Source organism: Cellulomonas sp. ES6 (assembly GCF_030053835.1).
Taxonomy (GTDB): Bacteria; Actinomycetota; Actinomycetes; order Actinomycetales; family Cellulomonadaceae; genus Cellulomonas.
The window spans coordinates 1,514,240-1,539,531 of record NZ_CP125655.1; the positions used below are offsets into that span (position 1 = coordinate 1,514,240).

General features: G+C 74.2%; 23 protein-coding genes. 9 read left to right on the forward strand and 14 right to left on the reverse strand.

The genetic code is table 11. From position 1 onward, the window contains the following. Nucleotides 1-486: 486 nt before the first annotated feature. The 7 genes from P9841_RS07130 to P9841_RS07160 all read right to left on the reverse strand — a co-directional run bounded on the left by P9841_RS07130 (nt 487) and on the right by P9841_RS07160 (nt 7,457). On the reverse strand, nt 487-960 hold the full coding sequence (locus P9841_RS07130) for a hypothetical protein (protein WP_283321362.1): 474 nt from the start codon (nt 958-960) through the stop codon (nt 487-489). Nucleotides 961-1,205: 245 nt separating this feature from the next. Continuing rightward, nucleotides 1,206-1,496, reverse strand: coding sequence for a hypothetical protein (locus tag P9841_RS07135; RefSeq protein WP_283321364.1), 291 nt, complete (start codon nt 1,494-1,496; stop codon nt 1,206-1,208). 141 nt (nt 1,497-1,637) lie between these two features. Next, complete coding sequence (locus P9841_RS07140) at nt 1,638-1,961, reverse strand: hypothetical protein (protein ID WP_283321366.1); 324 nt, start codon at nt 1,959-1,961, stop codon at nt 1,638-1,640. 96 nt (nt 1,962-2,057) lie between these two features. After that, nucleotides 2,058-4,151 (reverse strand): glycoside hydrolase family 2 protein, encoded by a 2,094-nt coding sequence (locus tag P9841_RS07145; protein WP_283321367.1) that lies wholly within the window; start codon nt 4,149-4,151, stop codon nt 2,058-2,060. A gap of 41 nt (nt 4,152-4,192) precedes the next feature. Further along, a complete protein-coding gene (locus P9841_RS07150; RefSeq protein ID WP_283321369.1) occupies nt 4,193-5,143 on the reverse strand; it encodes a carbohydrate ABC transporter permease in 951 nt (316 codons plus the stop codon). Beyond that, nucleotides 5,143-6,045, reverse strand: a complete 903-nt coding sequence (locus P9841_RS07155) for a carbohydrate ABC transporter permease (RefSeq protein WP_283321371.1) — start codon at nt 6,043-6,045, stop codon at nt 5,143-5,145. The genes P9841_RS07150 and P9841_RS07155 overlap by 1 nt, the downstream gene beginning before the upstream one ends. Further along, the gene (locus P9841_RS07160) at nt 6,042-7,457 is read right to left on the reverse strand and encodes an ABC transporter substrate-binding protein (RefSeq protein ID WP_283321373.1); all 1,416 of its coding nucleotides are present in this window, start codon (nt 7,455-7,457) and stop codon (nt 6,042-6,044) included. The genes P9841_RS07155 and P9841_RS07160 overlap by 4 nt, the downstream gene beginning before the upstream one ends. 125 nt (nt 7,458-7,582) lie before the next feature. Here P9841_RS07160 and P9841_RS07165 point away from each other — a divergent pair, with 125 nt between their 5' ends. Beyond that, on the forward strand, nt 7,583-8,623 hold the full coding sequence (locus P9841_RS07165) for a LacI family DNA-binding transcriptional regulator (protein ID WP_283321374.1): 1,041 nt from the start codon (nt 7,583-7,585) through the stop codon (nt 8,621-8,623). A 103-nt stretch (nt 8,624-8,726) separates the two neighbouring features. Continuing rightward, nucleotides 8,727-9,047, forward strand: a complete 321-nt coding sequence (locus P9841_RS07170; protein WP_283321375.1) for a hypothetical protein — start codon at nt 8,727-8,729, stop codon at nt 9,045-9,047. A 36-nt stretch (nt 9,048-9,083) separates the two neighbouring features. On the opposite strand, the gene P9841_RS07175 is transcribed toward P9841_RS07170, so the two are convergent. Continuing rightward, complete coding sequence (locus P9841_RS07175) at nt 9,084-11,372, reverse strand: putative bifunctional diguanylate cyclase/phosphodiesterase (protein ID WP_283321376.1); 2,289 nt, start codon at nt 11,370-11,372, stop codon at nt 9,084-9,086. A gap of 217 nt (nt 11,373-11,589) precedes the next feature. On the opposite strand from P9841_RS07175, the gene P9841_RS07180 reads away from it, so the two are divergent. Continuing rightward, a complete protein-coding gene (locus P9841_RS07180; RefSeq protein ID WP_283321377.1) occupies nt 11,590-12,672 on the forward strand; it encodes a fatty acid desaturase family protein in 1,083 nt (360 codons plus the stop codon). A gap of 84 nt (nt 12,673-12,756) precedes the next feature. On the opposite strand, the gene P9841_RS07185 is transcribed toward P9841_RS07180, so the two are convergent. The 6 genes from P9841_RS07185 to P9841_RS07210 all read right to left on the reverse strand — a co-directional run bounded on the left by P9841_RS07185 (nt 12,757) and on the right by P9841_RS07210 (nt 16,939). Further along, nucleotides 12,757-12,966 (reverse strand): cold-shock protein, encoded by a 210-nt coding sequence (locus P9841_RS07185; RefSeq protein WP_283321889.1) that lies wholly within the window; start codon nt 12,964-12,966, stop codon nt 12,757-12,759. Nucleotides 12,967-13,533: 567 nt separating this feature from the next. Beyond that, the gene (locus tag P9841_RS07190; protein ID WP_283321379.1) at nt 13,534-14,145 is read right to left on the reverse strand and encodes a hypothetical protein; all 612 of its coding nucleotides are present in this window, start codon (nt 14,143-14,145) and stop codon (nt 13,534-13,536) included. Continuing rightward, entirely contained in the window at nt 14,142-14,819 is a 678-nt protein-coding gene (locus P9841_RS07195; protein ID WP_283321380.1) for a DUF6226 family protein, read from the reverse strand. Before P9841_RS07195 ends, P9841_RS07190 begins: the two co-directional genes overlap by 4 nt. Before the next feature lie 74 nt (nt 14,820-14,893). Beyond that, the gene (locus P9841_RS07200; RefSeq protein ID WP_283321381.1) at nt 14,894-15,178 is read right to left on the reverse strand and encodes a hypothetical protein; all 285 of its coding nucleotides are present in this window, start codon (nt 15,176-15,178) and stop codon (nt 14,894-14,896) included. A 169-nt stretch (nt 15,179-15,347) separates the two neighbouring features. Beyond that, nucleotides 15,348-15,971, reverse strand: a complete 624-nt coding sequence (locus P9841_RS07205; RefSeq protein WP_222171465.1) for a DUF47 family protein — start codon at nt 15,969-15,971, stop codon at nt 15,348-15,350. Further along, complete coding sequence (locus tag P9841_RS07210) at nt 15,968-16,939, reverse strand: inorganic phosphate transporter (protein ID WP_283321382.1); 972 nt, start codon at nt 16,937-16,939, stop codon at nt 15,968-15,970. Before P9841_RS07210 ends, P9841_RS07205 begins: the two co-directional genes overlap by 4 nt. Nucleotides 16,940-17,150: 211 nt before the next feature. Here P9841_RS07210 and P9841_RS07215 point away from each other — a divergent pair, with 211 nt between their 5' ends. From P9841_RS07215 to P9841_RS07240, 6 genes are all read left to right on the forward strand, one after another. Then, on the forward strand, nt 17,151-18,080 hold the full coding sequence (locus P9841_RS07215; protein ID WP_283321383.1) for a carbohydrate ABC transporter permease: 930 nt from the start codon (nt 17,151-17,153) through the stop codon (nt 18,078-18,080). Further along, complete coding sequence (locus tag P9841_RS07220; RefSeq protein ID WP_283321384.1) at nt 18,080-18,898, forward strand: carbohydrate ABC transporter permease; 819 nt, start codon at nt 18,080-18,082, stop codon at nt 18,896-18,898. The genes P9841_RS07215 and P9841_RS07220 overlap by 1 nt, the downstream gene beginning before the upstream one ends. A gap of 8 nt (nt 18,899-18,906) precedes the next feature. Next, nucleotides 18,907-20,268, forward strand: a complete 1,362-nt coding sequence (locus P9841_RS07225) for an extracellular solute-binding protein (protein WP_283321385.1) — start codon at nt 18,907-18,909, stop codon at nt 20,266-20,268. A 116-nt stretch (nt 20,269-20,384) separates the two neighbouring features. Beyond that, nucleotides 20,385-21,014: a heme utilization protein gene (locus P9841_RS07230; protein ID WP_283321387.1), complete on the forward strand. Its 630-nt coding sequence runs from the start codon at nt 20,385-20,387 to the stop codon at nt 21,012-21,014. A gap of 76 nt (nt 21,015-21,090) precedes the next feature. Next, entirely contained in the window at nt 21,091-22,125 is a 1,035-nt protein-coding gene (locus P9841_RS07235; RefSeq protein ID WP_283321388.1) for a LacI family DNA-binding transcriptional regulator, read from the forward strand. Nucleotides 22,126-22,310: 185 nt separating this feature from the next. After that, nucleotides 22,311-24,809, forward strand: coding sequence for a glycerophosphodiester phosphodiesterase family protein (locus P9841_RS07240; protein WP_283321389.1), 2,499 nt, complete (start codon nt 22,311-22,313; stop codon nt 24,807-24,809). Nucleotides 24,810-25,292: the final 483 nt, after the last annotated feature.

Below are 25,292 nucleotides of genomic sequence, written 5' to 3' on the forward strand. Positions count from 1 at the left end.
GCTCGTCCACACCGCTCAGCGCCACTGGAACGTGAAGTTTCCATCCCAGTGCGTCGGCCGCGAGGTCCGAGAGACCCGGGTGGCGACGCTTCATCTCGGCGGCGACCTGCCGTCCTGCGTCTCCCAGACTGGTGCGCGACCACTCCACCGGGAGGGCGAGCGACTCGGCGACCATCTGCTCGACGGTGGATGTCCTGGAGGGACTCCCCCTGCGGACCGCGACCGCATCGGCGGCTTCTGCATCGACCCGCGGGAAACGCTCGCGCTTGTACCCGAGGTAGGCCACGACGGCTTCGCTCAGCGTGTCGGAGTCGGATGAGGTCACGGGTAGATCACCACGTCTTTCGTCGGTCAGCGGATCGATCCGCACGATCTGGGTCCCGTCCGTGCTGCGGCGGAGAACTGGCAGCTCGGGCGCCTCCGTCCCGCGCAGCCGCACGCGCTCCTCGCGCGTTCTCCTGAGTGCCGCGATCGAGCTGCCCGAGCTCAGAAGCCGCCGAGCGAGCTGATGACGCCCCCGCTCCCCAGCCCCATGTACCTGCCGAGCGGAGATGAGCTCACCGGTTCGCCTGCGTCCAGGTGCTCGGCGTGCGCCAGCAGAGGAGCGGTCACCGCCGTCGCCTCCTTTACCCCGCGAACCCTGAGCTCGTTCGCCAACGCGCGCGCCACCTCCGCGGGTACGCCCACGACCGCGCCTCCGTGCACCTCGATCAGCGGGACCACTGCGTACGTCCAGCCGATCCCGCGGGACACCATCAGCTCCGTCCGCCGCTTGTCGGAGGTGAGCACGGCGACGGCCTTCCGATCCAGCCGGACGGGGCCGTTGCGCAGCGAGCGGCGCTCCGGGTCGAGGAAGCCCGAGTCACGGTCCAGGCGGGCGACCACCACGCCGTGCTTGGCCGGGTCCAGCGCGCGAACGGACACGATGCCGCCGCCGGCCGACGGTTGGGTGCTGGTCACGTGTAGTCCTCCTCTGAGCCTCGGACCTGTCGCGTCACGGTACCGAGGGGCTTGGCGCTCGGCCGCGACCGCCGGCCAGCCGAGCCAGTTCCTCGAAGAACACCCGGCGCGCTGCGGTCGACGACGTGGAAGTCCAGCCCATCGAGGCACCCAGCGCGCAAGCGCTCCTCGCGCAGCGCTGCCAGCGCCCGAGAGCTGACACGATCGCGCCGCTGTGCGGGGTCACGCCTGTCGACGACCATCCGCTACGGCAGTGGCGGCGGCGGGGCGAACCGCTTGGCGACAGCGGTGGTCGCCTCCGGGCTGAGCCGGGGCGGCGCACCAGCTCGCGCGCGAGAGAGAAGCTTGTCCGGAACGCGCGCACCGTATCGGCGGACGTAGTAGGCGAGGTCCTCCGACCACACGAACTCGCCGTCCGACAGCACGTTGATCCCCGCCACGTCGCGGTGCACCGGCTCGATGGCGTCGTCGGCACGCGCCGTCGTCGCGACGATGACGCTTCCCTGCTCGAGATATCGGGCGACTGCCTCACGCACGTCAGGCTCGAGCGGGTCGACGACGGCGTCGTGGACGCTCGGGCCCTCAGGGTCCCCGTGCCGGAGCTCCCTGAAGAAGCCCCGGTCAGGGCATGCACACCACGCCGCCCCGGCCCCTGATCGCTCGTCGAGTCCGGCCGTTCACTCCCAGGCGGACGGGTCGGTCCGCCGCCCCTCGGCCGACGCGGTCACCATCTGGTCGAAGGTCAGCACCGATGCGCCGAACAGCAGCGAACCGTCCCGGTGCACCAGCAGCTGTCCTCCCCCACGCACGGGCTTCCAGAGGTAGTACGCATCGACCTCTGGCACCGGCCGGGAGTGACGCCGGGCATCGGTCGGCGACATCTCCAGCAGCCGTGCGGCGACGGCGACGGCCACCCCCAGGGCGGCGCGCTCCTGCGCGGCCCGGACGTCGGCCTGGACACGTTCGATGGCGGCGTCGGGGTCGTCGAGGGGGAAGGCCACCCGACGGACCGTAGCCAGGGACGGCGCAGCCCTCGGCGCGACCTCCCACCGGTCGTGAGAGGTCGCGCCAGGGGCCCAGCGCTCAGCCGGCGGCGGTCACCCGCCGGTGCGCGCCCCGCGGCGGTTCGGCGCCTCGACCGGCGCCGCGTCGACGTACGCGCGGGCGCGCACCTGCCCGTCCTCGTCCTCCAGCCACAGGTGCAGCCGCGCGGCGGGCGCGTCGCCAGGGGCCGGCACGGTGACGCGCACGGCGGCGCTGAGCTCCCAGGGCTCGGCCTTCACCGGCTCGGACTCCGCCTGCGCGGGCACCGGCTCGGCACCGAACGGCGTCCCGGCCGGCACCCAGGCGGCGCGCACCCGCCCCAGCACGGGCGACGGCCCGTGGTGCGACACGTGCACGTCGAGCGTCAGCGGCGCCGTCGGCACGGGGATGTCGGCACCGGCGTGGGCGGGCACCAGGTCGATCACGAGGGTGGTGGGCGCGTTGACGTCGCGGGGGTCGACGCCGCCGAGGTCCTTGGGGCGGCGGTCGGCGTCCCGCAGGCCGGCCATCTCGTGCTCCACGTCGGTGAGCTCGGTGTAGACGTAGCCGGCGAACCGGTCGTGGCGGCGCAGCTCCTGGGTCTGCCACCGCAGGTGCCACCCGCGCTCCAGCGACGTGAACCCGGCGCCGTACTCGCTGTTGAGCACCGGCACGCCCCCGCGGGGGAACGCCGCCGACCCGTACAGCGACTTGTCGACCACGAAGTCCGGCCCGAGCTTCACGGGGAAGTCCTCGCGGCTGCCGTCCGCGAGCGCCGCGAGGTTCGCCGCCCACGCGGCGGGGTCCTCGTCGTAGTAGTGCCAGTCGACGAGGTCGGTGCGCACGTGCGACCAGCCGGAGTTCTCGACCACGGGCCGGGTGTCGTCGAGCGTGCGCAGCAGGTCGTAGGCGCGGGCCGCCGCCTCCGCGCGCGCAGGGGAGCCGGGGATGTCCCAGTCGAGGCCCCACTCCTCGTTGTACAGGCCCCAGATCACGATGGACGGGTGGTTGCCGTCGCGCTCGACCATCGGGGCGAGCTGCGCCTCGAACGCGGCGGCGGCGGCGTCGCTGAACCGGCTGGGCGCCGGCGGTTCCGCCCAGACGAGCATCCCCATCCGGTCGGCGGCGTGCAGCCAGCGGGGGTCCTCGAGCTTGATGTGCTTGCGCACGAGCGTGTACCCGAGGTCGCGCGCGAGCTCGAGGTCGGCGAGCAGCGCGGCCTCGTCGGGGGCCGTCGGCCCGGTGCGCGGCCAGTAGCCCTGGTCGAGGACGCCGGTGACGTAGAGCCGCTCGCCGTTGAGCAGCAGGTGCTCGCCCTGGACCTCGACGCGGCGCAGGCCCGCGGTCACCCGGACGGTGTCGGCGTCCTCCTCGGGCGCCCCGTCGGCGCGGGTGGTGACCGCGAGGACGTACAGGTGCGGGTCGGCGGGGCTCCACAGCCGGGGGTCGGCCGGCTCGACGCGGCCGCGGGCGACGCCGTCCGCGCCTGCCACGAGGTCGACGCCCTCGCGTCCTGCGGAGCCCTCGGCCACCTCGACGGACACCCGCGCGCCGGCCGGGGCGTCGCCCGCGACCGTGACGGTGACGTCGAACCCGGTGAGCGAGTCGCCGCGCACCGCGACGGACGCGGCGTGGGTGCGGCCGCGCGCCTCCAGCCAGACGCTCTGCCAGATGCCGGACGTCGGCGTGAACGACACCCCGTCGTAGTCGTCGCGCGGGATCGAGCGCTGCTTGCCGTGCGGGATCGCGCGCTTGTCCGCGGGCGCCTCCACGTCGACCTCCAGCACGCCGGTCGGCCCCGCCGCGAGGACGCCGGTGAGGTCGACCTCGAACGGCGTGTGCCCGCCGACGTGCTCGGCGACCGGCACCCCGTCCACCCGCACCACCGCGCGGTGGTGCACGGCGCCGAAGCACAGCACGGCGCGCGACCCGGCCCACGCGGCCGGCACGCTCAGCGTCCGCCGGTACGTGGCGCGCTCCAGCCACGTGCGGGCCACGCCGGACGCGGCCGTCTCCCACGCGAACGGCACGACGACGGGCACGGTGCCGTCGGGGAGGTCGAGCTCCCAGGTGCCGTTGAGCGGGACCCAGCGGTCGGACCGGTCACGGTCGGGCCGCGGGTACTCGGGGCGCGGGACGGACGCGACGCGCGGCAGGGCAGCAGACATCGGGTGGGGCCTTTCGACAGGGTCGGCGAAGGAGAGCGGGGTCAGCCCTTGACGCTTCCGGCGAGGATGCCGTTGATGAAGTGCCGCTGGAGGGCGATGAAGATCAGCAGGAGCGGGACGAGCGCGATCGACGCGGCGGCCAGCAGCTCGCCGGTGACGGTGGCGTAGTCGGCGCCGATGCGGTTGCCGGTGATGTTCTGCGCGAGCGTCGAGAGCACCACCTGGAGCGTGGCCATCCGGGAGGACGACGCGGCGACGACCGGCCAGACGAAGTCGTTGTAGATGTTCATGACGGTGAGCACCGCCAGGCCCGCGAGCGCCGGCCGGATGACCGGCAGCACGATGCGCCAGAAGATGCCGAACTCGGTGGCCCCGTCGACGCGCGCGGCGTCCAGCAGCTCGTCCGGGACGGCGGCGATCACCTGGCGCATCCAGAAGATGGCGAACGCGTCGACCGCGCCCGGCAGGATCAGCGCCTGGTACGTGTTGACCCAGCCGAGCTCCTTCATCTCCAGCAGCAGCGGGATGATGAGGACGATGGTCGGCAGCATGAGCGTGATGAGCACGGTGCCGAACAGCAGGTCCCGGCCGCGGAACGTGTACTTCGCGAACGCGTAGGCGGCGAGCGGCGCGCAGAACAGCGTGATCGAGCCCTTCACCACCAGCACGACGGCCGTGTTGAGGAACCCCCGGCCGATCGGCACGTCCGTGAACATGCGCCGGAAGTTCTCGACCGTGAACGCCGACGGGTCGACGCCGAGCGGGTCGCTGATGATCTGCGTGGCCGGCTTGAACGCCGAGACCAGCGCCCAGACGACGGGCGCGAGGAACGCGAGCGCGAGCACCAGCAGGAACGCCTGCGACCCGAGGGTGCCGGCGAGCTCCCGGCGGGCACGACGCCCGCCGTCGTGACGGGGGGATGCGCCGGCGGCTGCGGCGCGGCGCGGCAGGGCGGCGGCCGGCGCGGTGTGCGCGGAGACGGGGGCGGTCATCAGTCCTCCGACCGGAGCAGCCGCACGAACAGCAGCGACAGCGCCATGACGACGATCACGAGCAGGAACGAGTTGGCCGCGCCCGTGCCGAGGTCGGCGCGGGTGATGTGGTCGTACAGGTGCAGGCCGGCCGTGGTGGTGGACCCGTACGGCCCGCCGTCGGTGACGACGTACGGCTCGGCGAACATCTGGAACACCGCGAGCGTCTGCAGCACCACCGAGAACATCAGCGTGCGGCGCACCAGCGGGACCGTGATGCTCCACAGCTGCCTGCGCGGCGAGGCGCCGTCGATGGACGCCGCCTCGTAGACGCTGCGGTCGATGGACTGCAGCCCGGACAGCAGGATGATCACGATGAACCCGGTGGTCTTCCACAGGAACAGCAGGGCGAGCGTCGGCTTGGCCCAGGCCGTCGTGGTCAGCCAGCCGACGTCCGGCAGCCCGACGAGGTTCAGCAGCCCGTTGACGGCGCCGTAGTCCCGGTCGAACACCACGACCCAGATCTGCGCGACCGCGACCAGCGGCGTCACGAACGGCACGAGGAACGCGATCCGGTAGAACCCGCGCATCCGCACCTTGGCGTTGTCCAGGAGCACCGCGACGACCAGCGCCAGCACCATCTGCACCGGGACGATCAGCAGCCACAGCACCGCGGAGTTGCCGAGCGACGACCAGAACGCGTCGTTGCCGAGCAGGTAGGTGTAGTTGCCCAGGCCCACCCACTCGGCGGCGCCGGAGCCGCGCCAGCTCGTGAACGACAGCCGCAGCGTGAACACCATCGGGTAGACGCTGAAGGCGACGAAGAGCGCGACGAACGGCAGGACGAAGACGTAGGGGGCCACGGCCCGGGGCAGGTGCGGGCGGCGCCTGCCCCGGGTCGTCGCGACGGCGGCAGCGGTCACTGCCGGTCCACGAGGTTGCTCTGGATGTCGGCGGTCGCCTGCTCGATCACCTGGTCGGGCGTGAGCTCGCCGTCGAGCATCCGCTGCACGTCCGTGCCGAGGTAGTCGACGGCGCCCGCCCACCACGACGGCGTCGGGGCTCCGCCGGGGATCTGCGCGCCGGCCTCGACGGCCGTGGTCCACAGGTCCTGGTCGCCCAGGCCCGCCACCGGGCCGAACAGCGGCGCGGACGGGTCGGCGGCCGGCAGGTACGCGGGGATCGACGTGGCCAGCCCGTTCGGGTAGGTGTCGTTCGGTCCCCACACGGCGGAGTAGCCGGCCTCGTCGAACATGAGGAACTCGTAGAACAGCCACGCGAGGTCGGCGTTCTCCCCCGCCTTCGGCAGGACGAACGACGAGCCGCCCATCGCGCCGGACCGGGCGCCGCCCTCCTCCCAGGCCGGCAACGGCATGGCGCGCCAGTCGCCGGTGGTCTGCGTGAGCTGCTGCTCCGGGGCGAACGAGAACCAGATGGCCCACGGGTAGAACACCTGGCGGCCGTCCTCGAGCGGGCCGACGTCGCTCGGGGACAGGTACTCGGCGCGCGTGCCCAGCCCCTCGGACTGCACGGTGTCGAGCCACCCGAGGATCTGCCGGTAGGCGTCGGAGTCGAGCCGCAGCTCGCCGTCCTCGTCCGCGATCGACGTGCCGAGCTGGCTCGCGTACATCTCGAGCTGGAGCTGCCCGAGGAACGCGCTCTGCTCCAGGTGGATCGGCTGCGCGTCCGGCACCGCCTGCTGGTACTGCCGCGCGGCGTCGAGCAGGTCGTCGTAGGTCTCGATCTGCGTGGCGTCGACCCCGGCGGCCTCGAGCGCGGTCGCGTTGTAGAACAGCAGGCCGGGGTCGAGGTCGAACGGCACGCCGTAGATGCCGCCGTCGAGCGAGTTCACGTCGACCTTCTGCGGCGCGATGTCGTCGACGTACGGCGCCAGGACGTCGCTGAGGTCCCACAGGTAGTCCGCGTACCCGGCGACCTTGGCGTCGTCGAGGAACACCCCGTCGGGGACGTCCGTCTCGGTGATGACCGTGTTCTGCAGCTTGGCGTCGATGTCGACGGCCTCGTGGTGGACCACGACGTCCGGGTAGACCTCGTTGAAGTCGTCGATGACGGCGTCGAAGACCTCGAACAGGTCGCCGGAGCGGTCCCAGATGGTGATCTCGCCGCTGGGGCTGCCGGTCGGCGCCTGGAGGCGGTCCGGGTCGGCGGACGTGGTGCCGGACCCGCCGGCCCCGTCGTCGGACCCGCCCGAGATGGACGGCCCGCAGGCGGCGAGGACGGTGGTGGCGGCGAGCAGGCCCGCGGCGATCGCGAACGGGCGGGGGCGCGTCCGGGCCGCGGGGGCGGTCCGCGGACGGCGGTGGGTCGGGTGCATCGGCACTCCCTCGTGCGAGCAGGGGTGCGGCGGCTCCGCACCTCTTTGCCAACGTGTGCAAACTAGCGCGGCTTTGCACACGATGGCAAGCCCCTATGCTGGGGCTCGACCGACGAGGGGGTGCCATGGCCGCGACACTGCGGGACGTCGCCGAGCACGCGCAGGTCTCCGTGCGCACGGTGTCCAACGTGGTCAGCGGCTACGCGCACGTCAGCGAGAAGATGCGCCGCCGCGTGCTCACCGCCATCGAGGAGCTCGACTACCGGCCGAACCCCGTCGCGCGCACCCTGCGGACCGGCCGCACGGGCGTCCTCGCGCTCGTCGTCCCCGAGATCGACCTGCCCTACTTCGCCGAGCTGGCCCGCGAGATCATCAACGCCGCCGCCCGGCACGGGTACCGCGTGATGGTCGACCAGACCGGGCACGACCACGAGCGCGAGCGCGAGCTGCTCACCGGGGCCGACCGCACCATGCTGTTCGACGGGGTGCTGTTCAGCCCGCTCGTCACCCGCGCCGAGCTGCTCGAGATGCAGCCCGCGACGACCATGCCGCTGGTGCTGCTCGGCGAGCACGAGTTCGACGGCCGGTACGACCACGTCGCCATCGACAACGTGCAGGCCGCCCGGGACGCCGTCGCCCACCTGCTCGCCCGGGGCCGGACGCGCGTCGCCGCCATCGGCGCCCAGCCCGAGGAGTCCTACGCCACGCCCCAGCAGCGGACCACCGGGTACGAGCGCGCGCTCCGGGACGCCGGCCTGCCCGTCGAGCCCGAGCTGATGCGGCCCGCCGCGCACTACCGCCGCGCCGACGGCTACCGCGCCACGGAGGCCCTGCTCCGGCTGCCGGACCGACCCGACGCGATCTTCTGCTACTCCGACCTGCTCGCCACCGGCGCGATGCGCGCGGTGTTCGACGCCGGCCTGCGCGTCCCCGAGGACGTCGCCGTCATCGGCGTCGACGACATCGAGGAGGGCCGCTACTCCCGGCCCACGCTGAGCACGGTGTCCCTGGACACGCCGTTCATCGCGCGCGAGGCCGTCGCCCGCATCACCGCCCGCATCGGCGACCCGGACACGCCCGCCGTCGAGGTCACCGCCCCGCACACCGTGCTCGCGCGGGAGAGCACGGGCGGGCCCGACGGAGCCGACGGGGACGCCCGGGCCTGAGCGGCGAGGGCCGGACGTCACCGCACGGCGGCGCCCCGCGACCCCGCTCGACCCCCCGAAGGGCCCTGGTCCCGCCGCCGGGCCCGGTGCCACGATGACGCGCATGGAGCCCCGCGCCCGCACCCGCACCCTCGCCGTCGCCGGCCTCGCGGCGGCCACCCTGCTGCTGCTCGCGGCCTGCGCGGCCGGCGTCAACCCGGAGGTCGGCACGCCGCCGCCCGGCTCCGAGGCACCGGCCGGGTTCTGGCTGGGCCTGTGGCACGGCGTCATCCTGCCGGTCACCTGGATCGTGTCGCTGTTCACCGACACGGTGACGCCCTACGAGGTGCACAACAACGGCAACTGGTACGACGTCGGATTCGTGCTGGGGATCTCGATCGTCTTCGGCGGGCCGCTCGGCGCCCGCCGCTCACGCCGGCGCTGATCGGCACCGGCCCCCGGCCGGGACCTCCGCCCGCTCTCAGGCGCGGGCGTGCGCCCCGTCCGCCATGCGCCGCAGCGTGGCCGTGAGCTCCGCCGCGGGCAGCGGGCGGCTGTGGAAGTACCCCTGCGACCGGTCGCAGCCGAGCCGGCGCAGCACCGCCAGCGTCTCGGCGTCCTCGACGCCCTCCGCGACCACGTGGAGCCCCAGGTGGTGCCCGAGCTGCACCGTGCCCGCGACGATCGCGCGGGTGCGCGGGTCGGCCGTCAGCCGCGCGGTGAACGAGCGGTCGATCTTCAGCTCCTCCGCCGGCAGGTCGTTGAGGTAGGCCAGCGAGGAGTAGCCGGTGCCGTAGTCGTCGATGCTGACGCCGATGCCCTGCGCGGCGATCCGCTGCGTGACCCGGATCGCGAGCTGCGGGTCGCGCATGAGGCTGGTCTCGGTGATCTCGACGACCAGCCGGTCGGACGGCAGGCCCGCCGAGACGAGCGCCTGGTCGATCACGCCGAGCAGCTGCGGCTCCTCGAGGCAGGACGTCGACAGGTTGACCGCGACCCGCAGGTCCAGGCCCTCGTCCCGCCAGCGCACCGCCTGGGCGGTCGCCTGGCTCAGCACCTGCCACGTGACGAGCTGCATCACGCCGTGCGCCTCGGCCAGGTCCAGGAACGCGACGGGCGGCAGCACGCCGTGGGTCGGATGGTCCCAGCGCACCAGGGCCTCGACGCCGACCGGCCGGCCCGTCGCCACGTCCACCTGCGGCTGGTAGTGCAGCACCAGCCGCCCGTGCTCGCCCCCGGTGGTCGTGAGCATCGCGCGCAGGTCCTCGAGCAGCTCCCGCTCGGCCCGGGCCCGGATGTCGGCCTCGTGGTCGAACACCCGGATGCCCCCGCCCGCGCGCTTCGCCAGGTACATCGCGGCGTCGGCCCGGCGCAGCAGCTCGCCCTGGGCGCGGCCCTCCAGCGCGGTGCAGGCCACGCCGATGCTGGACGCGACGTGGATCGTGCGGTCGGCGACGTCGACGGGCTCGGCGACGGTGGCCGCGAGGCGCTGCGCGACCCGCACCGCCGCCGGCGCGTCGGAGCCCGGCAGCACCACCGCGAACTCGTCGCCGCCCAGCCGCGCCAGCAGCCCGCGGCCGGCCACGGCCTCGTCGAGCCGGGCGGCGACCGCCACGAGCACCGCGTCCCCGACGGCGTGGCCGAAGCGGTCGTTGACGTCCTTGAACTTGTCGAGGTCGACGATGAGCAGCGCGGCGCCGCCCTCGCCGTCGGACGCGTCCGCGACCGCCTCGATCAGGGCGCGGCGGTTCGCGACGCCCGTCAGCGGGTCCGTCCGCGCCTCGATGCGCGACGTGGCGAGCTGCGACAGCTCGCCGACGAGGTGGAACACCCGGCCGCTCGCCGCGAACACCCCGAGCGCCGCCAGCAGCGCCACCGACCGGTCCGCGCCGGCCGTGAACACGTCGAGCAGCAGCAGCACGACCCCGGCGACGATGACGACGATCGAGCCCGTCGTCGTCGCCCGCGACGACGCGTACCGGCGGGCGCTGCGGGCGCGCGGCAGCATCGACGCCACCGCCAGCGCCACGGCGAAGCCCGTCCACGCGAGCACCACGCCGGGGCCCACGCCCGGGGCGTCCTCGCCGAGCCGCAGCGCCCGGAGCAGACCGCCGATCTCGATCAGCGCCAGCCCGGCGATCACGCCGACCAGCGTCAGCGCCCGGGCGTCCCGGCGCAGGTCCGCGATGGCGGACACCGTCAGCGCCGTGCCGAGCATCACCGTCATGACCGCGAGCCGCACCAGGTGGCCGACGAGCGCGACGACCGGCACCGCGGCGGCCGCGCCGTCCGGGAGCTGGCGCACCACCCACAGCCCGAGGGCCAGCGCGCACAGCGTCGAGCCGATCGCGTTCAGCCAGTCCCCCGGGTCGGAGACCGCGGTGCGGAGCCGGTTCCAGCGCACCAGGCCCTGGTACGCGACCGCCGACGCGAGGACCGCCCCGGCCGTCAGGCCCACGCCGTCGAGGTCACCGGGCAGCGCCCGCACGGCCAGCTCGACGACGAGCCCGACGGCGACCACGGCGGCGGACCGGGCCGCCCAGCGCCACACCTGGGCGTCCGTTCCCGTGAGCTGCCGGACCCGGGCGCGCAGCGCGACCGCCGCCACGGCGGCCGTCACCGCCCCCGCGGCCACGCCGACCTCCGGCGGCGCGGCGACCGCGGCGGCCACGGCGACGAGCGTCAGGACCGCGAGGGCACGCACCGCCCAGCGCAGCCGCGGCGCGGCGTCGGCCGCTGCGCCGGACCGGTGCGGGGATGCGCGGAACATGCCTTGATCATCGGCCCCGGGCCCCCGGCCTGGAGCGCGGGCCGCAGCGATTCACCCGGTCCCCGCGGGTGATCCGGGACACGTCCGGGACGACCGAGGCGTGGGCGCTCCGGCGCCTCCGGCAGGTCCCGGGGTACCGTGGGGTGATCCGAACGATCGAGCGCCTCGCTCACGCCGCGGCTGGGAAGCCGACCGACCCCCACCGTTCGGAGACCCCGTGCCCGCATCCCCTCCCGTCACCACGCGCACCTCGGCCGCCCAGAGCGCCGTCACGGGCTCCTACCAGGAGCTCTCGCAGCAGGTCCGGGAGGCCGGGCTGCTGACGCGCACGACCGGCTACTACGTGGGGCTGCTGGTCGGCCTCGGGGTCGCCCTCGCCGCGCTCGTCGCCGGGTCGGTGCTGCTCGGCCACTCCTGGTTCCAGCTGATCGTCGCCGGTGCCCTCGGCATCGTGCTGACGCAGTTCGCGTTCGTCGCGCACGAGGCGTCCCACCGCCAGGTGCTGGCGTCCGGCCCGGCGAACGACCGGCTCGGGCGCGTGCTCGCCAACGGCGTGGTCGGCATCAGCCACTCGTGGTGGATGTCGAAGCACTCGCGGCACCACGCCAACCCGAACCGCGTCGGCAAGGACCCGGACATCGCCCCGGACACCATCGTGTTCCTGGAGCAGGACGCGGTCGGGCTGGGACGGGTGAAGGCGGCGCTGGCGCGCGTGCAGGGCTGGGCGTTCTTCCCGCTGCTGACGCTCGAGGGACTGAACCTGCACGTCACGTCGATCCGCTCGCTGCTCACCGCCGAGCGCAGCCGCTCGCGGACCCTGGAGCTCGCGATGATCGCCGCGCGGCTCGCCGCGTACGTCGCGCTGGTGCTGTGGCTGCTGCCCGTGGGGCTGGCCTTCGCGTTCCTCGGCGTGCAGCTCGCCGTCTTCGGCGTCTACATGGGCGCGTCGTTCGCCCCGAACCACAAGGGCATGGCGATCATCCCGGAGGGCAGCCGGCTGGACTTCCTGTCCAAGCAGGTCCTCACGTCCCGGAACATCACGGGCGGGCGGTTCATGAGCGCCCTCATGGGCGGGCTCAACTACCAGGTGGAGCACCACCTGTTCCCCAGCATGCCGCGGCCGCACCTCGCGCGGGCCCGCCTGCTGGTGCGGGAGCACTGCTCCCGCCACGGCGTCCCCTACACGGAGACGTCCCTGCTGCGGTCGTACGCGATCGTCGTGCAGTACCTCAACCGCGTCGGGCTGGCCGCGCGGGACCCGTTCGACTGCCCGATCGTCCGGCGGTACCGGGCGGTCTGACCGCCTCGGCGCCGGGCCGTCACCCCGCGGGGTGACGGCGGGTGGTCCCGGCCGCCGGGCGAGGCCCGGCAGCCGGGACGCCGGTCACGCGAGCGGCCGGATGTTCGACGCCTGCGGGCCCTTGGGGCCCTGGGTGACGTCGAACTCGACCTGCTGGTTCTCGTCGAGCGAGCGGTAGCCGCCGGTCTCGGCGATCGCGCTGAAGTGCGCGAACACGTCCGGACCGCCGTCGGACGGGGCGATGAACCCGAAGCCCTTCTCGGCGTTGAACCACTTCACGGTCCCGTGGGTCATGATGTCTTCTCTCCTTCGAAGCGAGGCGACGCGACTGCGACGCCTCGAGCCGCGCCCCGAGGGGCACGGACAGTGGTGGCCGTGGAGCGTGCGCTGCACGGCGGCGGCCGGGGGGCGGACGCCCGCGAGCAGGGCGACGGCGCCCTGCCACGACGGGGCGACGCCCAGGGCGCGCGAGTGGTGGTCGTGGACGTGGTGGCCGTCGGCCTCGCGCGCCACCGTGCCGGCGTACTCGCCGGCGCGGGTCGCGACCCAGAGGTCGTCGTCGGCCTGCCGCCAGTCGAGGGCGGCGGGGGGCGTCGGCGCCGCGTCGGCCGCAGGGCGGCGGGCGGGGCGGACGAGGGTGGGACGGTCGGGACGAACGGTGGTGAACGTGGTGATGGTGACTGCTCTCACTCCGCGCGCCGTCGGCGGCTGCGGAGGTGGTCGGGGGGCGGGTCAAGGGTGGTCGCCGGCTTCGTGCGGGCGACGGGTCAGGCCCTGCCGCGGCGGGGAGGTCTCTCGTCCCCGCGGATCGAGTCCGGTCAGTCTACAGGACGGCGCCGCGGGGGCCCTGGCGGGCGGCGCTCAGCCGCCGAGGTGACCGCCCACCGCACCGGCGCCGCCCGCCTTCGCGGCCGTGACCACGCCCGACGTGATGAGGGCCGCGAGCGGCGAGGCGGCCACGGTCCCCCCGGCGTCCAGATGGTCGGCCTGCGCCCGCAGCGCCTGCGCGACCGGACGCGCCCCGCCCGCGCGGTGCGCGACGACGGTGTCCGCGAGCGCGCGCAGCAGCGACGGCGGCTGCGACTGCTCCACGTGGTCGGTGCGTGCGACCAGGGGCAGGAGCAGCGCCCGGCCCCGCGCCGGCTTCGCCCGCAGCAGCAGCGTGCCGCCACCGTTCGGGAGCAGCGCGACCGAGGTGCCCGGCTCCAGCCGGACCTCGCGGCGCCACACCCGGCAGCGGACGCGCAGCAGCGTGCCGGCGCCGGGGTCCAGCCACGTCGACTGCCACAGCAGCACCACGAAGAACAGGGCGAGGGCCGGGACGGCCGTGACCGCGTGGACCCGGTTCTCCGGCTGGGTGACCGCCAGGACGACCACCACGGCGAGTGCCGCGACCGCCGTGCCCGCGGCCCAGACGCGGCCCGACCCCGAGGAGAACCCCGGGACCCGGACCCGGGCACCGCCGCCGCTCATCCCGGTTCCCCCCACGGCGCTCCGGCGAACGCCTCGGTGCGCCACGGTAGCCGCACCCTCTCCCCCGCGTGCACCCGCCGGCACAGCTCCATCGCCCGGTCGAACCGCATCCGCCGGCCCCCGCCGGTGAGCTCGGCGCCGCCCGGCTGCCACGTCGCGCTCCACCGCGGGTGCCGCAGCACGACCGTCTCGCCCGCCACCACGTGGCCGATCGCCTGGTCGACCTCGTCCAGCAGCGCCTCCGACCCGGGGTCGCAGGCGTCGCACGCGCACACCGGCACCCTCTCGACGACGACGTCCGGGCGGACCACCGCGACCGCCAGCGGAGCCGGAAGCCCCGGGGTGTCGGCGTCGCCCTCCCGCTCGAGCAGCAGCAGACGCATCGCGCCGTCGCGCGGCGGCACGACCGCGAGCCCTCGGTCCTCCCCCGGCAGCGCCGTGCGGTCCTGCGGGCCGACCGGCTCGGTGCGCGCACCCAGGCGGGACACGAGCACGTCCACCCACGCTGTCGCGCGCGCGTGCACGATGCGGAGCCGCTCCGGGTCCGTCACGCGGCCGTACTCGTCGTCCGCGGGGCCGTGGACGTCGGCGTGCGGGTCCGGCCACGACGGCAGGCCCAGGCGGTCGTACCGCCGGGCGACGTCGGCGCGCAGGTCGTCGAGGAGGAAGGGCACGAGCACGACCGTAGACGCCGCCGGAGGCCGACCGGTCGCGGACCCTGGCCGAGCGCCGTGCACGGCGCGCGGACTCAGACGCCGGGATCGAGCCACATCCCCCATCCGAGGCCGCCCAGCGTCACGAGCAGCACCGCGAGAGCCCACCCTGCCGCGACCAGCTGGCGACCCGGTGCCGGGTCGAGCCGCCACCGGTGCACCGCGGCGCCGAACGGCCACGTGAGGAGCCAGCCCAGGATCAGCGCGACCCCGGCCACGACGCCGTGGGGCTCGCCGCCGAGCAGGAGCACGAGACCGATGAGGAGCACCGGGGCCGCGATCACCGGCCACAGCGTCCCGCCCGCCAGCAGCGACTTCACACCACTCCGTCCACCGACCACCGCCCCGCGCCTGGGGTCCGGGCGACCATACCGATGCTCCCGACGGTGCGGCCGGGGACCATCGCCGACCGGTTGCTGCCCGACCCGCCGCGGGCACCTCGGGACTCCGCGCCCGGCGCCGACCTCCGGTCGCGCAGCCCTCGCCCCCTCACGTCCCGCGCTTGATCGCCGCGGTCGCCAGGTGGTCCGCCGCCTCCGACAGCCGGATCCCCACGATGTCGAGCCGCCGCAGCACCTCGCGGCGGCGGAGCGTGGAGTCGTCGAGCGGCTCGGCCAGCAGGCGGGACATGGCCGTCTGGTAGTGCGCGCGCACCGGGGTCTTCTTGGCCGCGAGCGCCGCGACCGCCACCCGACCGACGTCGTCGCGCAGGCACGCCGTGGCACGGGCGAGCGCGCGCACGCCGTCGCGGATCTGCTCGAGCACGGGCACGCCGTCCGCGCCGGGGGCGACCCCGTACAGGTCGACCTCGCGGACGTAGTCGCGCAGGTTGTCCAGCACGTCGTCGACGGCCCGCGAGTAGGTGAACAGGTCCTCACGGTCGAGGTAGCTGGTGAGCGCGCGCGTCAGCGACTCGACGACGTGCGCCCGCCAGGCGTCGCCCTCGTGCTCGACCGCCGCGACGGCCGCCCGCGCGTCGGCGACGCCGAGCGTGCCGCGGGTGAGCCGCAGCGCGATCGTCACGGCGTCCTCGGTCGCCCGGAGCTGGCCGGCGAGGCCGTCGACCAGGTCGTCCCGGGCGGCGCCCGAGATGCCGCGGACCAGCCGCCTCACCCGGCCCCGCGGCCGGCGGTCAGCCACGCGACGCCCGTCGCCACCAGGACGCTCGCGGGCACCGTCAGCACCCAGGCCAGCGCGACTCTTCCGGCGTACTCCCATCGGACTCTTCCTCTCCCTCGTGCGAGCCCGGCGCCCACGAGGGAGCCGGAGAGCGTCTGCGCCATGCCGACCGGGCTGCCGACGGCGGAGCTGGCGAGCATGACGGCGGCGGTCGTCGTCTGGGCGGTGACCGCGTCGAGGCCGCGGACCGCGAGGATGCCGCGGTTGACGGTCCGCTCCATGCGGCCGAGCCCGACGGCGGCGCCGGCGGTGAACAGCCCGGCGCAGAGCGCGAGCTGCCAGGCCACCGCGTCGACGGTCGCGGCTCCGGGCGCGGACGCCACGGCGACGATCGCCAGCAGCTTCTGGGCGTCGTTGGCGCCGAACGCGAGGCACAGCACGACGTAGGACGCGACGTGCCAGCGCCGCACGGCCGCCGGCGAGACCCGGGACGCCGCGGACAGCCGGTGCACCAGGCCCGCGAGCGCGAGGCCGGCGAACGGCGCGGCCGCGACGAGCGCGAGCACGCGGCCGATCGCCGCCCAGCCCATCGCCTCCCCCGCCCCGAGGCCGCCGCCCGCGACGCCCGCGATGAGCGCGAGCGTGAGGCTGGTCGGCTGCCCCCACCGGCTCAGCACCCCGGTGACGACGAGCGCGGCGACCACGGCGGCCAGGAACACCGCGCGCCCGGTCGCGGGGTCGCCGCCCGGCGGGACGAGCTCCCGCGCCACGGTCCGCGCCACGGCGGTCCCCAGGAGCGGCGGCGCCAGGGCGATCGCGCACCCGAGCACGAGCAGCGCCGCCCACGGGCGCCCGCCGTGCACGCGCAGGCTCGTCGCGGCGATGGTCGCGCCGGCGTTGGAGCCGTACACCAGCGCGAGCACGCCCGCCGCGACCAGCAGGACGACCGACCCCTCGGGCACGGCGGCTCCTCTCGTGATTTGCGTACGCGCTCTCGCAAACGCCAGCGGGTGTTGTCGGATGCTACTCATGAGTGTACAGTCCGAGCCAAGCCGATCCGGTCACGCAGCAATGGTGCGGAATGACGGGATGTCCATCTCGACCCGTTCTGGGTGGACCACACAGCATTTGTCGCGCCCGCGTCGCCGCGGGCCGGACACCCCCGGAGGATCCATGCACGACGTCGTGGCGACGCGCCCCCGCAGCGGTCCGGAGCGGCTCCCGCGCCGGCCCCGCGGCCGGCCGCACGCCTGGGCCTACGCAGCGCTGGCGCCGACCGTGGTGGCGCTGCTGGCCTTCAACTACTGGCCGCTGCTGCGCACCGCGGTGCTCTCGTTCCAGAGCTCCGACCTGTTCGGCCGGCCCGCGGGCTTCGTCGGTGCCGACAACTACACCGCGATGCTCGGGTCGCCGGACTTCCGCCGCACCCTGCTCGTCACGGCCGTGTTCGTGGTCCTGACCGTCGTCGGCAAGCTGCTGGTCGGGCTCGCGCTCGCCGTCCCGCTGTCCCGGCGGCTGCGCGGCACGGCGTTCTCGCGGGCGGCGGTGCTCATCCCGATGGCCGTGTCCGCCGCCGTCGCCGGCCTCGCGTTCCGGGCGCTCATGAGCCCGACGTACGGGCTGCTCGACCAGATCGCGATCGCGCTCACCGGCCGTCCCGCGGGCTGGCTGACCGAGCCGACCACGGCGATGGTGTCGATCGTCGTCGTCGACGTCTGGATCTCGATCGGCTTCGTGACCCTGCTGCTCATCGCGGCGGTGGACGCCATCAGCGTCGAGGTCGAGGAGGCCGCGGCCCTGGACGGCGCCTCCCGCGCCCGGATGCTCCGCTCCATCACCCTGCCGCTCATCACGCCGACGCTGTTCTTCATCGTGGTGACGCAGTCCGTGCAGGCGATGCGGGAGTTCACGATCATCCAGGTCGTGACCGGCGGCGGCCCGGCGCGCGCCACCCAGACGCTCGTCTTCGACATCTGGGCGGAGGCGTTCGGCGGCACGGCCGACTACGGCGCCGCGTCCGCCCGCGGGATCGTCCTGCTGGTCGTCATCGCCGTGCTCACCGTCGTGCAGTTCGGCGTGCTCGAGCGGCGGGTGAACTACTGATGCGCGCCCGGGCCGCCCACATCGCGCTGGTCGCCTACCTCGCGGTCGCGGCACTGCTCGTCGCCCTGCCCGTCCTGTACGTGGTGTTCGCGGCGCTCCGCCCCGGGCAGGCGCTGACCGGCACGTTCCGGGACGTGCTCCCGACCGACATCTCGCTCGAGAACTTCCAGGCCGCGCTCGGCCGGGCGCCGCTGCTGCGGCAGATGGTGAACTCCGGCGTCGTCACGCTCGCGCAGACCGCCGCCCAGGTGCTGACCGCGCTGCTCGCGGCCTACGCGCTGGTGTTCGGGCGCCTGCGCCGGCCGAACCTCGTGTTCGGGTTCGTGCTGCTCACCATGATGATCCCGGGCGAGACCATCCTCGTCGCGAACTACCTGACCATCCGGTCGCTCGGCCTGTTCGACACGGTCGTCGCCGTGTTCCTGCCGTTCCTGGTCTCCGCGTACAACGTGTTCCTGCTCCGGCAGACGTTCCTGTCGTTCCCGAAGGAGATCCAGGAGGCCGCCGTCGTGGACGGCGCGGGCCCCATGCGGTTCCTGTTCGGGTTCCTGGTCCCGCTGTGCCGGCCGACCGTCGTCACGGTGACGCTCATGGCCGCGATCGCCGCCTGGAACGGGTACCTGTGGCCGCTCGTGGTGTCCGAGACCCCGGCGTCCCGCACCGTCCAGGTCGGCATCAAGATCCTCACCGACGAATCCGGCACCGACCTCGGTGCGTCATTGGCGGGCGTCACCATCGCCGCCGTTCCCACCATCGTCCTCGTGCTCCTCGGCCAGCGATTCCTGGCCAAGGGTCTCACGCAGGGCTCGGTCAAATGAGGAGAGGAATGTCCACCATGCAGAGAATCCGAGGACGCAGGGCGCTGGGGGCGGCGGGGCTGCTCGCCGCGGGCGGGCTGGTGCTCGCCGCGTGCGGGTCGGCCGAGGACCCGGGCGACAGCGCCGGCGGCACGTCCGGCGGGGACGGCGACGGGGTGACGATCGACTTCTGGTACTCCGTCAGCGGGGTGCCGGCGGACACCCTCACGGCCCTGGTCGACGAGTTCAACGAGGAGCACGACGACATCACCGTCAACGCGGTGTTCCAGGGCAGCTACGTCGACTCGATGGCCAAGCTCACCAACTCGGTGCAGTCCGGCGCGCTGCCCGACGTGGTCCAGGGCGGGGACACGTTCTCGACGTACCTGAACGACACGGGCCTGACCGTCGCGCCCGGCGAGGTCGCCGGCGTGGACGGGACCACGTTCGACGGCGAGGACCTGGTGCCGGTGCTCGCCTCGTACTACACGTTCGGCGGCGAGCTCACGTCGGTGCCGATCATGGTGTCCCAGCCGGTGGTGCTCTACAACACCGCGATGCTCGAGGCCGCGGGCGTCGACCCGGCCGACGCGCCCGGCAGCATCACCGAGCTGTTCGAGACGGCCACCGCGGTGCACGACGCGACCGGGACGGCGGGCCTCACGATGTTCCTCGACCCGTGGTGGTCCGAGCAGTTCACCGCGTCCGAGGGCCTGGAGTACTGCACGCCCGAGAACGGCGTCGGCGCCGAGCCGGCCGACGCGTTCCAGTACACGACCGACGCGCAGGTCGGCCTCTGGGAGCACCTGCAGCGCCTCGTCCAGGACGGCTCCATGCTCAACACCGGCACCGACGGCAGCGCGTCCCTCACCGCGTTCGCCGCCGAGGAGGCCGCGATCATGGTGCAGTCGTCGCGGATCTTCGGGGACGCCGAGCGGGCCGCCGCGTTCGACTTCGGCGTCTGGCCGCTCCCGGTCGGCAGCCCCGACGGCGGGGCCGTCCCCGGCGGCAACTCCGTGTGGCTGGTCGACGAGGGCAGCACCGACGAGAGCCGCGCCGCGTCGGCCACGTTCGTGCAGTACCTGGCCTCGCCCGAGGTGCAGGAGCGGATCTTCCTCGAGACCGGGTACCTCCCGACCTCGCAGGAGGCCCTCGCGTCCCTCGAGGGGCAGACCACGGACGTCCAGCAGGTCGCGCTCGACCAGCTCGCCCGGACCACCGACTCGGTGCCGAGCGCCGGCTGCCACACCGGGGCGATGAACGAGGCCCGCGACGCCGTGCGCAGCGCCATCGAGGCCGTCGTCGGCGGCGCGGACGTCGCCGCCACCTGGGCGGACGCGGAGCAGCGCGGCAACGACGCGATCGCGAGCTACCTGGACCGGCTCGGCTGACGCCGGCCCTCTGGACCACCGCGGGCCCGGGGCGTCGCCCGGGCCCGCGGTGCCGACCTCACCCCACCCCGCCCGCCCCACCCGCTCCCCCGCACCGACCCCGAAGCGAGATCCCGATGACCGAGCCCGTCTACGGCGTGTTCCTGCTCCCCGACCCGGTGACGTCCGCCGCCGTCACCACCGTGACCCTCGCCGTCGAGCGCCAGTTCGGCTTCGTGTCCGCCGGCCGGTTCCCGCCGCACGCCACGCTGGCCGGCTCGGTGCCGATCCGCGCGGAGGCGCCCGTCATCGAGGCCGCGCTGGACGTGGTGCTCCGCGACCGCGCCGGCTTCGACGTCCACCACAGCGGCATCGTCCGGCACGGCGCCGCCGTCACCTACGACGTCGACCGCCTGCCCGACGGCCGCCGCAACCAGGCGCTCGCCGACCTGGCCGTCGACGTCAACGCCGCCCTCGCCCCGCTCGCCCACGCCCTCGACGCCTACCTCGTGCAGCCGTTCGACCCGGAGCGGTTCCGGGCGCACATCTCGCTCGCGTCGCACGAGATGCGCACCCAGCCCCACCTCGGGGACGACGTCGAGGCGTTCGTCCGCGCCGTCCCGGCCCCGGCCGTGCCCGCGGTGTTCCCCGCGCGGCAGGTCGCGCTGTACGAGTTCCGGTCCGCCGGCTGGACGGGGCGCTGGTGGGAGACGCTGCAGTGGCGGCACCTGCGCACGTGGACGCTGACGGCGCCGCGGGCGTCCTGACGCCGGCCGCGGTGCGGGGTCGGCGGGGCGGGTCGGCGGGGCGGGTCGGAGGGACGCCGCCCCTAGCATGGGCGACGTGAGCGACCCCGCCGGCGGACCGGCCCCGCGCCGTCCGATCACGGAGGAGTACCTGGCGCTGCGGCTCGGCGTCTCCCGGGCGACGGTGTCCCGCGCCCTGCACGGCACCGGCCGCGTGTCCGCCCCCACCCGGCGGCGCGTGCTCGAGATGGCCGACCGCGTGGGGTACGTGCCCAACGTCATGGCGAGCGAGCTCGCCGCCGGCCGCACGCGCACCGTCGGGCTGCTGCTCCGGGACTCCTCCAACCCCGCCTACGGTCTGCTGCACGCCAGCCTCCAGGCCTCCGCGCACCGCCGCGGCATCGAGGTGCTCACCGTCACCGCCACCGGCGACATCGGCCCGTCGCGCCAGGTCGCCGGCCTGCGCCGCCTGCTCGGGATGCGCGTCAGCGGCCTGGTCGTCGCGACCGGCGACGTCCCGTCGGAGCACCTGCTGCCGTTCCGGGACGCCGTGCCGATGATCCGCGCCGGCCGCCCCGAGTCCGACCCCGAGATCCACGCGGTCGCCTACGACGAGGCGCACCACGCCCGGCTGCTCGTCGAGCACGTCCTGTCCCGGGGGCACCGGCGCGTCGCCGTCCTCACCCCCGACCGCGAGGTGTCCCTGCCCGAGTCGGTGCGCGCGTCGAGCGCCACCGGCCTGCTGGAGGCCGCGGGCGCCGAGCCGGTGCCCGTACCCGTCCGCGAGACCACCGACGGCGTCGCGCGCGTGCTCGAGCTGGCCCGCCACGGCGTGGTGACCGCCGTGATGTGCCCGACCGACCTGCGGGCTCTCGAGGTGCTGCGGCAGGCCCGCGCGCGCGGCGTGCCCGTGCCCGACGACCTGTCCGTGACCGGCTGCGACGGCGTGCTGCCCGGGCTGGACCTCATCGGGCTCACCAGCGTCCGGCTGCCCGTCGAGGAGCTCGCCGACCAGGTGGTGGGGCACCTCGCCCGGCTCATGCAGGGCGAACCCGAGGAGCCGGTGCACGAGTCGCTGCGCGGCGAGCTGCTGGAGCACGGCTCGGTCGGTCGCGTGGCCGTCGACGACTGATCGCTACCTCACCGGTCGCGCCCCGGCTGACGACCTGTCGTCATCCGTGGGAACTCCCCTCGGAGGCTCCGACGGTGCGCACCTAGCGTCGCGGGCGTCGGTCCCCCGCCGGACGCGCGGCCCGGTGCCGGGCGGCCCGCGGCGGCACCGACGCGCTGATCACTGCGACGAGCGAGGGAGCCGTCATGAGGAGATCCATGCTGCGCGCGCTGGGCGTCCTGGTGGGGGCGGCGTGCGTGCTGCCCCTGACCGTCGCCGCCGCGCCACCGCCCGGTCCGGCACCGACGGCGGCGGCCGTGGCGCCGGACGGGTCGGGGCCGGGTGGCTCTCCGGCCGGGCCGCCCGCCGAGGGCGGGGCGAGCGGCGAGCCGGGCCGGCCCGCGGAACCGGGTCGACCCGCCGAGCCGGGCCGGCCCTCTGATCCGGGTCGGCCCGCCGGCCCCGGTCGCCCGCCCATCGAGCCGGGCACACCGTCCGCCGCCCCGGCGTGCACCAAGACCGCCGCGCAGGTGCTCGCCGGCCTCCAGGGCCTCAAGGGCCAGCAGCAGTTCACGACCGTCCGGCACCGCGGCGACTTCGACGCCACCACCCCGGAGAACAGCCTCGGCGCGTTCCGGCGGTCGTACGACAGGTGCCGTCCCGGCGTCGAGACCGACCTGCGGCACACCGCCGACGGCAAGCTCGTCATGTTCCACGACACCCACGTCGGCAAGATGATGGAGCCGACCTACGTCCCGGAGACCGCGACCGGCCCGAACGCCGCTCTCACCAGCCTCACACTCGCGCAGCTCCGGCAGAAGCGCCTCGTGACGATCGACCGCCAACCGTCCGAGTGGAGCATCGTCACGTTCGACGAGTTCCTCACCGACGCCGTCGAGCACGGCGGCCCGTCGCTGCTGTTCGTCGAGGTCAAGGACAACGCCGACGTCCTCCCGGCCGTCCAGGAGACGCTCGCGTTCCACCAGCGGCACCCGCAGGCGGCGGTCTTCGACCGGGTGGTGTTCAAGATCCGCCTCAGCGCCTACCCGACGTTCGCCTCGTGGCGGCAGGCGACCGCCGCGATCGCCGGGCTGCCGCGCACCCCGCTCACGCAGGTCATGGTGAGCCGCGTCATCGCCGACGAGGTCGACCGGCGCGCCGACCTCGGCACCCCGTCCGGCCAGACGCCCAGCTACTACGCGACGTCCACCTGGGCGAGGGCGAACGCCACCACCGACGGCGTCCTCAGCGTCGAGGTCACCATGAAGGACTCCGTCGGCTTCTACGAGACGCGGCACCAGCAGGGATCCAGCACCGGCACCGCGTTCCCGCAGCCGTTCCGGGACGTCGAGTACTACACGCCGCTCACCGTCAACGAGGCCAACACCCGCCCCGGCACCATGGCGCGGCTGACCGCCCTCGTGCGCGCGTCGAACAAGCCGCTCGGGCAGTTCGTGCCGATCCCCGACTGGGTCATGTGGCGCTCCGGCCCCGTCGACTGGGACCGGAGCCTGCCGAGCGTCGTCGGCAGCGCCACCCCGATCACGCCGCGCGAGGCGTACTTCCAGAACGACTCGCGCTGCTGCTACGCCCTGGAGCTGCGCCTCGCGGACACCGGCCACGACCCCGAGCAGAACGAGCAGCGCACGATCCTGCCGTGGATGCAGGACATCGGCGCCACCGTCCTCACCGCCGACGACACCGACAGCATCGACGCGTTCTTCCACGGTCAGGGCACGCTGTACGACCTCGGCCGTCCCGCCGGTCAGACGCAGGTCAGCCCGGCGCCGGCCGCGATGAACTCGCTCATCAGCCCGTCCGCCAACCAGGGCACCCTCCGGCTCAGCCCGACGATGGTGATGGTCTCCGTCCGCTCCATCCAGGTCACCGACATCGACGGCGAGTACCCCGGCGACCTGTTCGGCACCATCAGCATCACCGACCGCAGCACCACCGGGCGCAAACCCCTCCAGATCGCGCGCAACGACGCGCGCATCCACTACGCCGAGTACCCGGAGGTGCGGCTCGACGCCGGCGGCCAGTCGCTGTTCCGCGGCGGGACGCTCGACATCGAGCTCTGGGACCGCGACCTGGACGCCTCCCCCGACGACCTCATCGTCAAGCGGACCATCGACATCCCCGCCGACACCCCCGACGGCAGCTACTACGTCCTCACCGACCGCGGCGAGACACACCCGATCCCCGGCGTCGGCAACAAGACCACCTACGGCAAGGCGGTCATCAACTACACCGTCCAGCGGTACTGGACCAACATCGAGCTGCGCGACACGACGATCCGCAACATCGACGGCGAGAACCCCGGCGACCTCTTCGGCACCATCCGCACCACCCACGCCGACCTCGACGACTCCTGGCGGAGCCACAACTTCCTCCGCAACCGCTGGGAGTACCTCAGCATCGGCCCCGGCCGGGACGTGCCGCTCAACTCCCACGACGCCCCCGGCTTCGACCTCGCCGCCATCCGGTTCGACCTGTGGGACGCCGACAGCGGCTCCGCGGACGACAAGATCGCCCAGGGCACACTCACGGTCGACAAGCACCAGGACATCGACGCGGACAACCTCCGGCGCGTCGACGGGCAGTACGGGTGGGTCACCGCGACGACCTCGTGGAACGCCCGCACGAACCGGGTGCTGCTCCAGCCGCTCGGGTTCGCGCCGGTGGTGACGGGGGACGGGTCGTAGGGCGGGCGTAGTGCCGGCCGGGATCGGCTCGCGCCGGACCAACTTGGTCGTCCGGCGGCGGCTCAGCGACCCGGCGCTGACTCTCCAGCGCGGTCGGAGATGACGCCCACCGCGTCGGGCAACAGCGCGAAGCCCGCGTCGTGGCAGGGGGTCCATCACAAGGCCGCGTTCCTCGCGAGTGCGCTGAACCACGATCACCCGCCAACGTCTCGCTGGACGCGGCGGAAGTCGCGCGCACGAGCGAAGTCCTAGCGGCGGGCATCCGGAACCCACCACCGTTGTAGCCCAGGCACCCGGGAGCGCGGGCCGGACCTACCAGCGACGAATACCCGGGAATGCAGCCGTGAGGATATCCATCAGTTCGCGGGCTGCGACTTCATCCAGCTGAAGTGTCTGGCTCGACTTGTGTCCGCTCATCCGGTCGTCCGATCCGAACGTTGACAGATGAAGAAGCCTTACTTGCCCGTCGTAGAGGACTTGATG

Coding starts and splice junctions, on each gene's coding strand:
- P9841_RS07145 (WP_283321367.1), bottom strand. CDS start 4,151: ATGTCTGCTGCCCTGCCGCGCGTCGCGTCCGTCCCGCGCCCCGAGTAC.
- P9841_RS07150 (WP_283321369.1), bottom strand. CDS start 5,143: ATGACCGCCCCCGTCTCCGCGCACACCGCGCCGGCCGCCGCCCTGCCG.
- P9841_RS07160 (WP_283321373.1), bottom strand. CDS start 7,457: ATGCACCCGACCCACCGCCGTCCGCGGACCGCCCCCGCGGCCCGGACG.
- P9841_RS07165 (WP_283321374.1), top strand. CDS start 7,583: ATGGCCGCGACACTGCGGGACGTCGCCGAGCACGCGCAGGTCTCCGTG.
- P9841_RS07170 (WP_283321375.1), top strand. CDS start 8,727: ATGGAGCCCCGCGCCCGCACCCGCACCCTCGCCGTCGCCGGCCTCGCG.
- P9841_RS07175 (WP_283321376.1), bottom strand. CDS start 11,372: ATGTTCCGCGCATCCCCGCACCGGTCCGGCGCAGCGGCCGACGCCGCG.
- P9841_RS07185 (WP_283321889.1), bottom strand. CDS start 12,966: ATGACCCACGGGACCGTGAAGTGGTTCAACGCCGAGAAGGGCTTCGGG.
- P9841_RS07190 (WP_283321379.1), bottom strand. CDS start 14,145: ATGAGCGGCGGCGGTGCCCGGGTCCGGGTCCCGGGGTTCTCCTCGGGG.
- P9841_RS07215 (WP_283321383.1), top strand. CDS start 17,151: ATGCACGACGTCGTGGCGACGCGCCCCCGCAGCGGTCCGGAGCGGCTC.
- P9841_RS07220 (WP_283321384.1), top strand. CDS start 18,080: ATGCGCGCCCGGGCCGCCCACATCGCGCTGGTCGCCTACCTCGCGGTC.
- P9841_RS07225 (WP_283321385.1), top strand. CDS start 18,907: ATGTCCACCATGCAGAGAATCCGAGGACGCAGGGCGCTGGGGGCGGCG.
- P9841_RS07230 (WP_283321387.1), top strand. CDS start 20,385: ATGACCGAGCCCGTCTACGGCGTGTTCCTGCTCCCCGACCCGGTGACG.
- P9841_RS07240 (WP_283321389.1), top strand. CDS start 22,311: ATGAGGAGATCCATGCTGCGCGCGCTGGGCGTCCTGGTGGGGGCGGCG.